Source organism: Pseudomonas sp. P110(2024), from assembly GCF_057480795.1.
In genome coordinates this window covers 160,774-174,450 of the sequence record NZ_JBLIYT010000004.1, presented here as the reverse complement: position 1 = coordinate 174,450, position 13,677 = coordinate 160,774, and the positions used below count along the sequence as shown (strand labels likewise).

The window sequence follows — 13,677 nt, the reverse complement described above, 5'->3', positions numbered from 1 at the left end:
TCCAGACGCCTATCGATAACAGAACGGGAGCAGGCAATGACCGGCACGGTAGGCGACTTTCTGGTGGAGCGTTTGTATCAATGGGGCGTACGGCGCATCTTCGGTTACCCCGGCGACGGCATCAATGGTGTGTTCGGCGCGCTGAGTCGGGCCAACGGCAAGATTCAATTCATCCAGGCCCGCCATGAGGAAATGGCCGCCTTCATGGCCAGCGCCCATGCCAAGTTCACCGGCGAGCTCGGCGTGTGCATCGCCACCTCCGGCCCGGGCGCCTCGCACCTGCTTACCGGCCTGTACGATGCACGCATGGATCACCAGCCGGTACTGGCCATCGTGGGTCAACAGGCCCGCGCGGCACTGGGCGGGCACTACCAGCAGGAGCTGGACCTGCTGTCGATGTTCAAGGACGTCGCCGGTGCGTTCGTCCAGCAGGCATCGACACCGGAGCAAGTGCGCCACCTGCTTGACCGTGCAGTGCGTACGGCCGTCGGCGAACGCCGCGTCACCACCATCATCCTGCCCAACGACCTGCAGGACCTACCTTACAACGAACCACCGAGGGCCCACGGTACCGTGCATTCCGGCATCGGCTACAGCAAGCCCCGCGTGTTGCCGTTCAACGAAGACCTGCAGCGCGCCGCCGATGTATTAAACGCTGGGCACAAGGTGGCGATACTGGTGGGTGCCGGCGCACTGCAGGCGACAGACCAGGTCATTTCAATCGCCGAAAAACTGGGTGCCGGGGTTGCCAAAGCGCTGTTGGGCAAGGCTGTGCTGCCGGATGAGCTGCCGTGGGTCACCGGATCGATAGGCCTGCTCGGCACCGAACCCAGCTATCAGCTGATGACCGAATGCGACACCTTGCTGATGATCGGCTCCGGCTTTCCCTATTCCGAGTTTTTACCCAAGGAAGGCCAGGCGCGTGGCGTGCAGATCGACCTGCAACCCGACATGCTCAGCCTGCGCTACCCGATGGAGGTCAACCTGATCGGCGATGCCAGCGAAACATTGCGCGCACTGCTGCCGTTGCTCGAGCACAAGACCGACCGGCGCTGGCGCGACAAGGTAGAGACCTGGCGTGCACGGTGGGACAGGACCGTGGCCAAACGCGCGCTGGTCAAGGCTGACCCGATCAACCCGCAACGCGTGGTCCATGAACTGTCTCCTCGCCTGCCCGACCACGCCATCATCACCAGCGACTCCGGCTCCTGCGCCAACTGGTTTGCCCGCGACCTGCAGATTCGCCACGGGATGCAGTGTTCGCTGTCTGGCGGCCTGGCTTGCATGGGCGCAGCCGTGCCTTATGCGATTGCAGCCAAGTTCGCCCACCCGCAACGGACCGTGGTTGCCCTGGTGGGCGATGGGGCGATGCAGATGAACAACCTCGCCGAATTGATCACCGTGGCCAAATACTGGCAGCAGTGGGACAACCCTCAATGGATCTGTGCCGTGTTCAACAATGAGGACCTCAACCAGGTGACTTGGGAGCAACGGGTCATGGAGGGGGACCCCAAGTTCGAAGCGTCGCAGACAATCCCTGACGTGCCCTACCATGTGTTTGCCATGTCCATTGGCCTGCAAGGTATCTACGTAGATCGCGAAGAGGACGTTGCCGCTGCGTGGGAGCGCGCCCTGGCGGCTGATCGACCCGTACTGATCGAGTTCAAGACCGACCCGAACGTGCCGCCCCTGCCTCCCCACATCACGCTGGAACAGGCGAAGAAGTTTGCCGGTACCTTGCTCAAGGGCGACCCCGACCAGGCGGGCATCATCGTGCAGACAGCCAAGCAGGTGCTCGGCTCGGTGCTGCCTGGCAAGAAATGAGCGACACCTCGGCGAGCCGGCTGAACGTTTATTCGGCCGGCCCGGTCGCACAACTGAGACGCAGCCGACTGCGCGAACCCTGACCGTGAGGACCTACCATGAGCGCGATCGCTTCCAACGGGGCTGCAGAGCACCCCATCTGTCTGACCCTCAATGGTCAGCCCCGAACACTGCAGGTGCATCCCTGGGTCACCTTGCTCGACCTGCTGCGTGAGCAATTGGACCTGATCGGCACCAAGAAAGGTTGCGATCATGGTCAGTGCGGTGCCTGCACGGTGCTGCGCGACGGCAAGCGCGTCAATGCCTGCCTGACCTTGGCCATCATGTGTGACGGGGCCGAGTTGGTGACCATCGAAGGGCTGGCCAACGGTGACGCCCTGCACCCGATGCAGCGCGCCTTCATTACGCACGATGCGTTCCAGTGCGGCTACTGCACCCCGGGGCAGATCTGCTCTGCGGTCGGGCTTGTGCACGAAGGACGTGCCGACACCCGCGAGGCCATCCGCGAGCAGATGAGCGGCAACCTTTGCCGTTGTGGTGCCTACGGCAACATCGTCGCAGCGGTGGAGGAAGCGCTGCCGTTGATAAGAGGCGCAGCCCAGCCGCAACGAGGGCCAAATTCATGATGCCCTTCAACTACTGCAAGCCCGCATCAGTCCGCGAAGCGGTGAGCTTGGCTGACACACGCTCGCATTTCATCGCCGGGGGCACCAACCTTGTCGACCTGATGAAGGAAAACGTCGTTCGTCCCGAGCGGCTCATCGATATCACCGGCCTTGAGCTGAACGGTATCCATCCCACCTCGAACGGCGGTGTACTGATCGGTGCTCTGGTGAGCAATGCCGAGCTGGCCTGGCACCCGATGATCGAGCAGCATTATCCACTGCTGTCGGACGCGATCCTGGCCGGGGCGTCACCGCAGTTGAGGAACATGGCCAGCACCGGTGGCAACTTGCTGCAACGTACCCGGTGCTACTACTTCTACGACACCGGCACCCCCTGCAACAAACGTGAGCCCGGCAGCGGATGCCCTGCGCGTAAAGGGTCGAACCGCATCCATGCCATTCTCGGTGCCAGCGATGCCTGTGTCGCGACCCATCCCTCGGACATGTGCGTGGCATTGGCAGCGCTTGAAGCCGTGGTGCATGTAGCAGGGCAGTCGGGTAAACGGGAGATACCCTTTGCGGATTTCCATCGTCTGCCCGGGGGCACGCCCGAACGCGACAATCAACTGGCAGTCGCTGAGCTGGTAACTGGCATCGAGCTGCCGCCCCCGATGTTCGAACATCATTTTCGATATCTGAAAATACGCGACCGCGCCTCCTACGCGTTCGCGCTGGTGTCCGTCGCTGCCGCCTTGAATTTCGATGGCGAAGTGATCCGGCAGGCGCGCCTTGCGCTGGGCGGCGTTGCCCACAAACCCTGGCGGGACCCGGTTGTGGAGTGCATGCTGGCTGGCCAGGTGCCATCTGAAGCGCTCTTCACCCGCGCCGCGCAAACGTTGCTGCAAGGTGCACAACCCCTGAGCCACAACGGTTTCAAGGTGACCCTCGCCCAGCGAGCCATCGTACGGGCATTGGATGACGCGGCGCGCGGTGCCGCTGTCAGGGGGGCACGACCATGATCACAAGCACACCCGTCGTCGGCACACCCCTGGACCGCGTGGACGGTGTGGCGAAGGTCACCGGGCAGGCCCGCTATGCGGGCGAATACCCCGAGGCGGGCCTGCTGCACGGCAGCGTCGTGTCCAGTACCATTGCCCGCGGCCGGGTACTCGACATCGACAGTACGCAGGCCATGCGCGTGCCCGGGGTAATCGCCGTGCTCGACCATGGCCATCGCCCGCCTATATCCAGTTATGACAACGACTACAGCGATGCCGACACTGCCGAGGGCTCACCGTTTCGGCCTTTGTTCAATGATCGAGTGCTGTACAGTGGGCAACCGTTGGCGCTGGTGATCGCCGAAACCCTGGAACTGGCCCGCTATGCAGGCTCGCTGATCAAAATCGACTATGCCGAGCAGGCTCACCAGACAGACCTGGGCGCCTGCCAACAATCGCATGCGGCACCCGCCGAAACGCCAGCGCCGCGTGGCGACTTCGCCGGGCAGTTTGCCAGGGCGCCGGTGCAGGTGGATGCCACCTACCTGACGGCAAACGAGCACCACAACCCGATGGAGCCCCATGCGTCGACCGTGCACTACAAGGCCGACGGCACCCTGGAAATCCACGACAAGACCCAAGGTACGCAGAACTGCCAGGACTACCTGCACAAGGTGTTCGGCCTGCCCAAGGCAAACATCCGTGTGCGCGCGGCATTCGTCGGCGGCGCCTTCGGCTCGGGTTTGCGCCCGCAGTACCAGTTGCCGCTGGCAGTGATGGCGGCGTTGCACCTGAAGCGCTCGGTGCGCGTGACCCTGACACGCCAGCAGATGTTCACCTTTGGCTACCGGCCCCGCACCGAGCAACGCTTGCGCCTGGGTGCAGACGCAAACGGGCGCTTGCTGGCGATCGCTCATGATGCGCTTGGCCAGACCTCCCGCTTCGAGGACTTCACCGAGCACCTGGTGGAATGGAGTGGCATGCTTTACCAATGCGACAACGTTGCGCTCAGCTATCGCCTGGCCTCGCTCGATGTGTACACCCCGCTGGACATGCGGGCACCTGGGGCTGCGTCCGGGATGATTGCGCTGGAATGCGCCATGGATGAGCTCGCCTGTGCAGTGCAGGTCGACCCGGTAGATCTGCGCCGGCGCAATTTCGCCGCCAACAACGCCAACGAGGGCAAGCCTTACTCCAGCAAGGAACTGCTGGCGTGCTACCAGCAAGGTGCCGAACGTTTTGGCTGGCATAACCGCACTCCCCAACCGCGCAGCATGCGCAATGGCAACCAGCTGGTCGGCTGGGGGATGGCCGGCGGCGTCTGGGAAGCCATGCAGATGAAGGCCAGCGCCAGGGCGCGCATCGATGCCCAGGGCCATCTCACCGTCAGCAGTGCCACCACCGATATCGGGACCGGCACTTATACCGTCATGACCCAGATCGCCGCCGAGGCAGCTGGCGTCAGGGTGCAGGATGTCACCTTCGTGCTGGGTGACTCTTCACTCCCCACCGCACCGCTTCAGGGTGGATCATTCACGGTGTCGTCGGTGGGCTCGGCCGTGCGCCAGGCCTGCCAGGTACTGCGCGCCAAGGTGCTGGCACACGCGCGCAACATGCACCCCCAGGTGGCCAGCACTGCCGGGCAGCAGATCGCTTTCGCCGACGGCTATCTGCACGCTGGCAGCCATCGCCTGGCATTGGCGGACATCGTCGCCAGCGCACCCGCCGGTGCGTTCGAAGTGCAGATCGACGCCGAGCCCGGCGCCAGGCGCCAACCATTCTCCACCGCCACCCATTCGGCGGTATTCGTGGAAGTCCACGTCGACGAAGAGCTTGGCACGATCAAGGTCTCCCGGGTGGTCAGCGCTGTGGCCGCAGGACGGGTGGTCAACCCGAAAACCGCGCGCAGTCAGATCCTGGGTGGCGTGGTGTGGGGGGTGGGCATGGCCCTGCACGAAGCAGCGTTGACCGACCATCGGCTAGGCCGCATCGTCAATCACAACCTGGCGGAGTACCACATTCCGGTCAATGCAGACTGTGGGGATATCGAAGTGATCTTCGTTGAAGAGCACGATGATGTTGTCAACGAACTGGGGTCCAAGGGCGTGGGCGAAATCGGCGTCGTCGGGGTGGCCGCTGCGGTGGCCAACGCGGTCTACCATGCCACAGGCAAGCGTGTGAGGGAGTTTCCGATCACGCTCGACAAAGTGCTCTGATCGGGCGGGGGCCAAGTCCCCCCACCCGCTTTGCGGTCAGCAGCAGCCAGGTCGGCAGGATCGTCCGCACCAGCACCTCACGCTCCTCGGTACGACGATGATTGCTCAGATACCAGCATGATCTGAATGGTTCCGCCAATTTTCGGGGCTGCAGCAAATCAGTACCGCCAGACTTGTTGGTCTGAACTTTACTGTCCGCCATGGCTTCCCCTGCATACCGATAACGCAAACACGCGGCTGCAGGAGCTGACTTTCATGAGAGCACTGACCTACCACGGAGCAAACGACGTCAGAGTCGATAACGTCCCTGATCCCATCATCGAGCAAGAAGACGACATCATCCTCAGGGTCACCGCTACGGCCATTTGCGGTTCCGACCTGCACCTCTACCGAGGAAAAATTCCAGAAACCGAAGCGGGCGATATCTTTGGCCATGAATTCATGGGCATCATCGAAGACACAGGGCGTGCCGTCACCAATCTCCAGATCGGCGATCGGGTTGTGATTCCCTTCGTGATCGCTTGCGGCCACTGCTTTTTCTGTCAGCGTGATCTGTTCGCTGCCTGCGAAACCACCAACACAGGTCGTGGCTCGATCATCAACAAGAAAGGCATTCCACCGGGCGCCGCGCTGTTCGGGTACAGTCATCTCTATGGCGGAATCCCTGGTGGCCAAGCGGATTACGTGAGGGTACCCAAGGGTAACGTCGGCCCGTTCAAAGTGCCCACAAACCTGGCCGATGACAAGGTGCTGTTCCTCTCGGACATTCTGCCCACCGCTTGGCAGGCGGTCATCAATGCCGAGATTGGCCCGGGTTCAACGTTGGCAGTCTACGGCGCCGGGCCAGTGGGCTTGCTGAGCGCAGCCTGCGCGCGAATGCTCGGCGCTCAGACCATCTTCATGGTCGATGACAATGATTACCGCTTGGCCTACGCCCGCGAGGCTTACGGCGTCATACCGATCAATTTCGAGCAGGACGACGATCCAGCCGACAGCATCATTCGTCAGACACCCGGCATGCGCGGGGTCGATGCGGTGATCGACGCGGTCGGTTTCGAGGCCAAGGGCAGCACTGCCGAAACGGTGATGACGGCCCTGAAGATTGAAGGCAGCAGTGGCAAAGCATTGCGCCAGAGCATTGCAGCCGTGCGGCGTGGCGGCGTCGTGAGTGTCCCCGGTGTGTACGCGGGCTTCATTCACGCATTCATGTTCGGCGACGCGTTCGACAAGGGCCTTACCTTCAAGATGGGCCAGACCCATGTCCAGAAATACCTGCCCGAACTGCTGGAACACATCGAAGCAGGACGTCTACAACCGGAATTGATCGTCACTCACCGCCTGGCCCTCGAAGAAGCAGCCATGGGCTACAAGTTGTTCGATCAGAAGCAGGATGACTGTCGCAAGGTCATCCTCGTGCCAGGCGCTGCAGCGGGCACCCTGAGCCCTGGGCAGATGGATCGGGCTCTGGGCTTCAACTACCTCCAGCAACGCCCGAAAACTTTTTGACGTCGATAGGTGGCGCCACGAATTCAGGGCCATCGCCAGCGAGCCGCCACTTCACCTTGGCGATGCCGTAGCGCTCGGCCATCGGTCGACTGACCAACTTGATTTTCTGCTGACTGAATCTTGGGATGATGCCAACGCCGGCATCGCAACTGGCCCAGTGCCAAGCCACGGCGTTGTCCATTTTCTCCAGGCGGATGATGAACGTCCGATGGTCACCGTGAAGGTCATACTCGATTACGTACAATTGAAGTGCTGGCACAAGATCCGCTCCCTGGTTCATACGCTATTGAGCGACTCCTGGAAGAGATAATTCCATCGGATTCGCAGGACGACGCGCAGCCAATCCATGCAGCGGACTGTCAGGCGAGTTGGATGTACACCGAGTAGCTACCCAGCAGCACCCAGAACACCAGAAAGATCCACGGTGTGCGCAGCGAGAACAGCAGTGATTTCCGATGGCCTGCACGCGAGGTTTCCGCCTCGCAGAACAGCGGCGATTCGTCGTAAGCCAACCCCATCAACGGCTCGCTGCGCAGCAGATGGCTTTGCTTGAGCTGCCAATGATCGATGATGTTGTAGGCCGCACGGATGCCAGGCCAGGCATTGAGCGAGCTCAATACCCCGAGCAGGGCGAGGAACGCGGGCACGATCAGGGTGAACATCTCGCCCCATCCTTGATTTAGGTTGCCCATGGAGGAGACGAAGGCGATGACCAGGAATGACTGCGCCGCCAGGTAGGCGTCGGTGCGGTTGGCCAGGATGCTGGTTTCGTACTGGATCTCACGCCGGTAAAAGTCCAGACGCTCCTTGGGAGAACCAAACATCCTGGCATTGTGCTCGCTGATCTCGTGTTCAGGGGTCGTTGGGGTAATGATTCGAGGCACTTGCTACTCCGGGAGTTGGGCTCCGAACGACGAGATGCGCCTGGAGCTGAGCTCGGTAGAACGGCGATGGGGCGTGAAATTCAATTGGATTGGTATCCCCACCGCTCGTCGTATCAACCGCAGATTGAAACCAACACGCCGGGGCCCGGCCTTTCGAACCGGTATGAACGTTCTCAACTGCAGGAGCTTCTACCATGCGAGACTTCCCTACCCCGCCCTTCCCTTCACAGCCTCAAAATGTCCCCGGCTCACAGCGCAAAATGGAACCCTACCCGGATTGTGGTGAGCAGTCGTATACCGGTCACAATCGACTCGAAGGCAAGATCGCGCTCATCACCGGAGCAGACAGCGGCATCGGGCGGGCAGTAGCGATCGCCTATGCCCGTGAAGGTGCAGACGTCGCCATCGCTTACCTGAATGAGCATGAAGACGCGCAAGAAACCGCGCGCTGGGTCGAGGCCGCGGGCCGTCAATGCCTGCTGTTACCCGGAGACTTGGCGCAGAAACAGCACTGCTACGACATCGTCGAAAAGACCGTCCGCCAGTTCGGGCGTATCGACATCCTGGTCAACAATGCGGCGTTCCAGATGTCCCATGAGACCCTGGAGGAAATCGACGATGATGAATGGGTGAAAACGTTCGATACCAATATCACCGCCATCTTCCGTATTTGCCAGGCGGCACTACCCTCCATGCCCAAGGGCAGTTCGATCATCAATACGAGCTCGGTCAACTCCGACGATCCATCCCCCAGCCTGCTGGCCTATGCCACGACCAAGGGGGCCATTGCCAATTTCACTGCTGGCTTGGCTCAGTTGCTGGGCAAGAAAGGCATCAGGGTCAACAGTGTCGCGCCAGGCCCTATCTGGACGCCTTTGATTCCGGCAACCATGCCGGACGAGGCCGTCAAGAACTTTGGTTCCAGCTACCCGATGGGGCGCCCGGGGCAGCCGGTCGAGGTCGCGCCGATCTACGTGCTGCTGGGCTCCGACCAGGCCAGTTACATCAGTGGCTCACGTTACGCGGTGACTGGCGGCAAACCGATACTTTAGCGCCAAGAGGCTCGCCGTGCTGGCGGGCCTCCCTTTTGCGGGGCAGATTCAGTGTTTGTGCCGATCGTGATCACGGGCCGTTTTTTGCGCTGTCGAGTCATGTGATGTACCGGTGGATCCATCCGGACGATGAGCATCGTTGTCTCGCTCTTCTTCCCCATGCGGCCTCGTCTGCGCAGACTCCTTTTGCCTATCGCTCACTTTCTTCATGTTGCTCTCCTGCCATTGCCTTTGAACTAGGGAAGCCGAAGCACGGGCAAAGTTCACGTCACATTCACTTCTCGAGATAGCCGGGCAATAGATGCGATGAACCAAATACCCCAGGATCGCGTCCACCGCAAACAAGCGAGTCGACACTGGAATGGCAAACGACCCTGTACTGGCCGCCCTCGGCTATCTCAAGAACAACAAACTGATTTTGACCACAGCAGAATCGTGCACTGCGGGCTGCATGGTGGCTTTGCTGGCGGCGGTACCGGGTACCGCAGAGGTGCTGGAAAGCGGCTACGTCGTCTACTCACCCAGCGCCAAGAAACGCCTGCTGGGCGTCAGCGCCGAAACCATCGAACGATACGGCTTGACCAGCGAAGCAGTGGCCTGGGAAATGGCCTTGGGCGCCTTGCGAGACAGCGATGCCAATGTGGTTATCGCCACCACCGGGGTAGCCGGCCCGGCGCCCGAATCCGGAATACCGCCGGGGACGATGTGCTTTGCGTGGGCTTTCGCCGGCGATCCAATTGCCGTTTTCACGCGCACTCGACGGTTCTTCGGCGAGCGATCTGAAGTCATGCGCGAAGGCGCCCTGTTCGGTCTGACCCAGGTTTCCCACTATCACCAGCGCTGGTTACACGGTGAGCGCGCTTGAGGGCTGTGATCATGTCGGAAGATGAACTGGTATCCCGGCGTCACCCTGTTCAAGAAGACATGCCGATGCAGCAGCGCGTCTGGCGCTTTGAGCGCGTGGGGTGGTATGTACTCGTGACCATGGTACTGCTTGCCTTGGCAGGCCTGTTCGGTAATGGCCCGTTGAGCGATGCCGAGGTGGTGAGCCAGGATGGCAGGGTACGGGTTGAGTATCAGCGCCTCAGCCGAAGCGGCACGACAGATAGCCTTTTCATCACCGTTCAGGGTACCCCTGGTCAGCCGGTAGAGGTGCAACTCGCAGGATCATTGCTTCGTGACGCCAGTATCGAGACGTTACAACCGGAGCCGCAACGGTCGATGTCACATGGCCAGGCCATGCTGTTCCAATTGGGTACAAGGCAAGATGGCGTGGCCACCTTGTACCTGACCCTTCGAAGTGAGCACGTAGGCACTCTGGAGGGCATCGTCAGGGCTGGCCCCAAAAGCGCCGTTCGTTTCTCCACATTCCTTTACCCCTAGGGGTGCGTCATGGATTCGATCCTCCGCGCAGCCGGAATGTACGTCGCCCTCATGCTGCTGTTTCGCGTAGCCGGGCGGCGCTCGCTGGCCGACCTGACGACCTTTGATTTCGTCTTGCTGCTGATCATCGGGGAGGCCACCCAGCAGGCGCTTCTGGGCGAGGACTTTTCGTTCACCAATGCCATGCTGGTGATTGCCACGCTGATCGTCCTGGACGTCGGTCTTTCGCTCGCGAAGCTCAACTCCAAGCCCTTGGCCAGGTTTCTGGATGGGCACGCTACCCTGGTTGTCGAGAATGGGCGCTTTCTGCATCACCGCATGCGCCGGGTACGCCTCACGGAGGACGATATCCTCGAGTCAGCGCGGGACAGCCAAGGCATCGAGAACATTGAGCAGGTCAAGTTCGCCATCGTCGAACGCAATGGAAAGATTTCGATCATTCCTGCCAAGTGAGGCCTTTTGGCAACAGTAAAGCTACGTCCATCGCTTCGCATGCACACGCGATGATGCCAGCCATCGTAAGCATTGAACCCTGTCACTCTGCGCGTACTCAACCACGAGCAAGTTCTTGACTCAATCCGTGATGAGGTAACGCCAATGAACGCTATCGACTTACTGATTCAAGACCACAAGCTGGTGAAAAAACTTCTCGAAGAACTGTCGACCACCACCGAGCGCGCAGTGAAGAAACGGGCCGAGTTACTTCACAGGATCGAGCAGGAGTTGCGGATCCACACCACGCTCGAGGAAGAAATACTCTACCCGGCCATCAAGCAAGCGGGTGGCAAGGAAGAAGCGAAGATGTACTACGAGGCCAAGGAAGAACACCGGACTGTCGACTCCCTCGTCCTACCCGACCTCCTGCATACCGAAACCGGCACCGTCGAATTCGCCGGGCGGGTCAAGGTCATGAAAGAGTTGTTGGAGCATCACATCGAGGAAGAGGAAGGCGAACTCTTCCCCACCGCGAAGAAGCTGCTCAGCAAGGACACCCTCGAGGAGCTGGGGCAAACCATGGAAATGCAGAAAAAGATGCTCAAGGGCGAGCAGCGAGCAGCTTAGTCAAGCGATCACCTGCCAGCGCTCAGTACGCTGGCAGGTGATCAGTTTCAGCTACCCATCATCAGTCGGAAGGTTTCATGGAATATTGGATTGGCTTACTTGAATGGCCCGCCATGGTAATGACCGTGCTGGCAGCCTGGTGCATCGGTTCACGCCGTCCGGGGCGCAGGAAGGCAGGTTTCTGTTGTTTTCTTGCAAGCAACGTTCTGTGGGCCGTCTGGGGCTGGCAAGCAGAAGCCTGGGCATTGATCATCCTGCAATTGTGCCTCTGTGCCATGAATCTGCGAGGGTGGCGAAAAAACACACAACTGCAAGCTGCCCGCACGTTGCAGGGAACAGCCTAGCGTTGCTGGCGGCGCCCGCCCAACTGGATCCAGACCGGCGCATGATCACTGGCCTTGGCTTCGTTGCGCACCCAGGCATCCACGCCCGCCCGCTTCAAATAAGGGCTCAGACCCGAGTTGAGCAGCAGGTGATCGATACGAAGCCCGGCATTACGCGCCCAGTGATTGCGAAAATAGTCCCAGAACGTGTAAATGCGCTGCTCGGGATAAAGGTGACGAACAGCATCGACCCAGCCCTGGGCCAACAATTCTTGGAATAACGCCCGCGATTCAGGTTGCAGCAGCGCGTCCTTGAGCCATGAGCGCGGGTTATAGATGTCCAGATCGGTGGGCACAACGTTGAAGTCCCCCGCTAATACCGCAGGATGGCTGCTGACATGCAGTGTTTGGGCATGCTTGATCAAGCACTCGAACCAGCGCAGTTTGTAATCGAACTTCGGGCCGGGTTGCGGGTTGCCGTTGGGCAGGTAAAGGCAGCCCACCAGTACACCGTGCGCCGCAGCTTCGAGATAGCGGCTCTGCTGATCGTCCTGCATGCCGGGCAGCCCGCGACGTACCTCCAGCGGCTCGCTATCGCGCGCCAGGATCGCCACACCGTTCCAGGAGGGTTGCCCCTGGTAAAGGCAGCCATAACCTGCCGCTTCGATGGCCTGGCGAGGAAACTGCTGGTCGGCCGCCTTTAGTTCCTGCAAGCAGGCAATGTCCGGCTGCTCCCGCTCCAGCCAGGCCAACAGCGCGGGCAGGCGGCTGCGGATGCCATTGATATTGAAGGTGGCGATCTTCAGCGCTCTCATGCGTCAGGGTCGCTCACATGAGCCTGCACGGCATCTCCCAGAGCCCGGATATGAGCCTCGTCGGCCAGTGCCTTCAGCGCCAACCAGTCATCCCAGTCAATGGCACCATCGTCCCTTAGCGCCTCGGCGGTGCGAACCAGTTCATGGTGGTAGGCGTCCGGCGATTCGCGCCGGTAGCTGATGTCGTCGTACTGCGCGTACCAGGCTTCAAGTTCAGGAATGCTGCGTTCGATGCTCATGACGGCCGCCTCGTTCTATCCCTGCAAGTGAGAGCCCAAGCACCGCGCAATGTTCAACCGCAACGGTCAGACGGTTAGCAACCCTACCGATGAAGTAGTGCGATGGAACTTCTCACTCCGTCCGAGACGTCCCACGTCCACACCTGGCGAAAGTAGATGAAGAGGTGGTGGACGGGAATCTGATCACCCGCCGCATGCCGGATGATATACCCGCCTTCAATGATCGGTTGATCCAAGCCCTTGCTTGTTCACTTGCTAACCGTGGGCTAGCAAACACTTCAACCTACTGTTCTGCTCAGGCAAACATTCAGGGTAGGCAAGCTCACGGTTTCTTTTCCACATCCCTGGGCGCTTTCGCTGGGCCTTGGGGGTCCACTTGAGGGTCGTCCAGGTCTGGAGAGTCCGGATCGAATCCCAGGTCCTGATCAGTCGTTGCATGATCGGAGGAATGGGGGCCTTTCTGCTGCTGATCGTCGGATTTGTTCATTTTGCGGTCTCCGGAGTGTGATGTATTCACCGTCAGGGTCTTGCCCCTTTCTGAACGGGCTGTTCATGAAATATTTCGGTGAAGCACTCGCATCCGGTGGAGGATCGCAAGATCGGTAAAGTTCCTTCTACATGCCATCTGCTGGACAAGTCTGAACGGTACCCGTGAGTTCGTTCTGATTGCGACATAGTGGATGAGCGGTGCCCAAAACGCCGGTTGCGCCCTCACAGTGGCCGGTTATTCGAGAAAAACTAAACCTTCACCTGCTCCTACGGCTCAACCG

The 13,677-nt window shown here is 60.4% G+C and carries 16 protein-coding genes and 1 pseudogene; 12 read left to right on the top strand and 5 right to left on the bottom strand.

What is annotated here, in order from left to right:
* The first annotated feature begins 36 nt into the window (after window positions 1–36).
* The 5 genes from AC25ND_RS08175 to AC25ND_RS08155 all read left to right on the top strand — a co-directional run bounded on the left by AC25ND_RS08175 (window position 37) and on the right by AC25ND_RS08155 (window position 7,149).
* A complete protein-coding gene (locus tag AC25ND_RS08175; protein ID WP_207852988.1) occupies window positions 37–1,824 on the top strand; it encodes a thiamine pyrophosphate-requiring protein in 1,788 nt (595 codons plus the stop codon).
* 98 nt (window positions 1,825–1,922) lie between these two features.
* A complete protein-coding gene (locus AC25ND_RS08170; RefSeq protein WP_062364377.1) occupies window positions 1,923–2,450 on the top strand; it encodes a (2Fe-2S)-binding protein in 528 nt (175 codons plus the stop codon).
* On the top strand, window positions 2,447–3,448 hold the full coding sequence (locus AC25ND_RS08165) for an FAD binding domain-containing protein (RefSeq protein ID WP_062364378.1): 1,002 nt from the start codon (window positions 2,447–2,449) through the stop codon (window positions 3,446–3,448). Before AC25ND_RS08170 ends, AC25ND_RS08165 begins: the two co-directional genes overlap by 4 nt.
* On the top strand, window positions 3,445–5,643 hold the full coding sequence (locus tag AC25ND_RS08160) for a xanthine dehydrogenase family protein molybdopterin-binding subunit (protein ID WP_062364380.1): 2,199 nt from the start codon (window positions 3,445–3,447) through the stop codon (window positions 5,641–5,643). The genes AC25ND_RS08165 and AC25ND_RS08160 overlap by 4 nt, the downstream gene beginning before the upstream one ends.
* A 255-nt stretch (window positions 5,644–5,898) precedes the next feature.
* Window positions 5,899–7,149: a zinc-dependent alcohol dehydrogenase gene (locus AC25ND_RS08155; protein WP_349738532.1), complete on the top strand. Its 1,251-nt coding sequence runs from the start codon at window positions 5,899–5,901 to the stop codon at window positions 7,147–7,149.
* Here the strand turns inward: AC25ND_RS08155 and AC25ND_RS08150 are convergent.
* The gene (locus AC25ND_RS08150; RefSeq protein WP_028689333.1) at window positions 7,115–7,429 is read right to left on the bottom strand and encodes a DUF6555 family protein; all 315 of its coding nucleotides are present in this window, start codon (window positions 7,427–7,429) and stop codon (window positions 7,115–7,117) included. The two genes, AC25ND_RS08155 and AC25ND_RS08150, sit on opposite strands and share 35 nt — an antisense overlap.
* Window positions 7,430–7,508: 79 nt before the next feature.
* The gene (locus tag AC25ND_RS08145; RefSeq protein WP_016486361.1) at window positions 7,509–8,033 is read right to left on the bottom strand and encodes a hypothetical protein; all 525 of its coding nucleotides are present in this window, start codon (window positions 8,031–8,033) and stop codon (window positions 7,509–7,511) included.
* A gap of 194 nt (window positions 8,034–8,227) precedes the next feature.
* Between AC25ND_RS08145 and AC25ND_RS08140 the strand changes: the two genes are divergently transcribed.
* The 6 genes from AC25ND_RS08140 to AC25ND_RS08115 all read left to right on the top strand — a co-directional run bounded on the left by AC25ND_RS08140 (window position 8,228) and on the right by AC25ND_RS08115 (window position 11,874).
* Window positions 8,228–9,085, top strand: coding sequence for an SDR family oxidoreductase (locus tag AC25ND_RS08140; RefSeq protein ID WP_028689332.1), 858 nt, complete (start codon window positions 8,228–8,230; stop codon window positions 9,083–9,085).
* A gap of 361 nt (window positions 9,086–9,446) precedes the next feature.
* The gene (locus AC25ND_RS08135) at window positions 9,447–9,950 is read left to right on the top strand and encodes a CinA family protein (protein WP_028689331.1); all 504 of its coding nucleotides are present in this window, start codon (window positions 9,447–9,449) and stop codon (window positions 9,948–9,950) included.
* An 11-nt stretch (window positions 9,951–9,961) separates the two neighbouring features.
* On the top strand, window positions 9,962–10,468 hold the full coding sequence (locus AC25ND_RS08130) for a hypothetical protein (protein ID WP_178080965.1): 507 nt from the start codon (window positions 9,962–9,964) through the stop codon (window positions 10,466–10,468).
* Between the two features lie 9 nt (window positions 10,469–10,477).
* Window positions 10,478–10,921: a DUF421 domain-containing protein gene (locus tag AC25ND_RS08125; protein WP_096048037.1), complete on the top strand. Its 444-nt coding sequence runs from the start codon at window positions 10,478–10,480 to the stop codon at window positions 10,919–10,921.
* 144 nt (window positions 10,922–11,065) lie between these two features.
* Entirely contained in the window at window positions 11,066–11,530 is a 465-nt protein-coding gene (locus AC25ND_RS08120) for a PA2171 family ribosome-binding persister protein (RefSeq protein ID WP_028689328.1), read from the top strand.
* Between the two features lie 77 nt (window positions 11,531–11,607).
* Window positions 11,608–11,874, top strand: a complete 267-nt coding sequence (locus AC25ND_RS08115) for a hypothetical protein (protein WP_081791533.1) — start codon at window positions 11,608–11,610, stop codon at window positions 11,872–11,874.
* On the opposite strand, the gene xth is transcribed toward AC25ND_RS08115, so the two are convergent.
* Together xth and AC25ND_RS08105 are read right to left on the bottom strand one after the other, a co-directional pair.
* Window positions 11,871–12,668, bottom strand: a complete 798-nt coding sequence (xth, locus tag AC25ND_RS08110; protein WP_050705374.1) for an exodeoxyribonuclease III — start codon at window positions 12,666–12,668, stop codon at window positions 11,871–11,873. The two genes, AC25ND_RS08115 and xth, sit on opposite strands and share 4 nt — an antisense overlap.
* The gene (locus AC25ND_RS08105) at window positions 12,665–12,907 is read right to left on the bottom strand and encodes a hypothetical protein (RefSeq protein ID WP_182322595.1); all 243 of its coding nucleotides are present in this window, start codon (window positions 12,905–12,907) and stop codon (window positions 12,665–12,667) included. Before AC25ND_RS08105 ends, xth begins: the two co-directional genes overlap by 4 nt.
* 152 nt (window positions 12,908–13,059) lie before the next feature.
* Between AC25ND_RS08105 and AC25ND_RS08100 the strand changes: the two are divergent.
* A pseudogene (locus AC25ND_RS08100) lies at window positions 13,060–13,152 on the top strand (protease); the annotation flags it as partial.
* Between the two features lie 77 nt (window positions 13,153–13,229).
* Here the strand turns inward: AC25ND_RS08100 and AC25ND_RS08095 are convergent.
* A complete protein-coding gene (locus AC25ND_RS08095) occupies window positions 13,230–13,394 on the bottom strand; it encodes a DUF6021 family protein (RefSeq protein WP_167388388.1) in 165 nt (54 codons plus the stop codon).
* Window positions 13,395–13,677 lie beyond the last annotated feature (283 nt).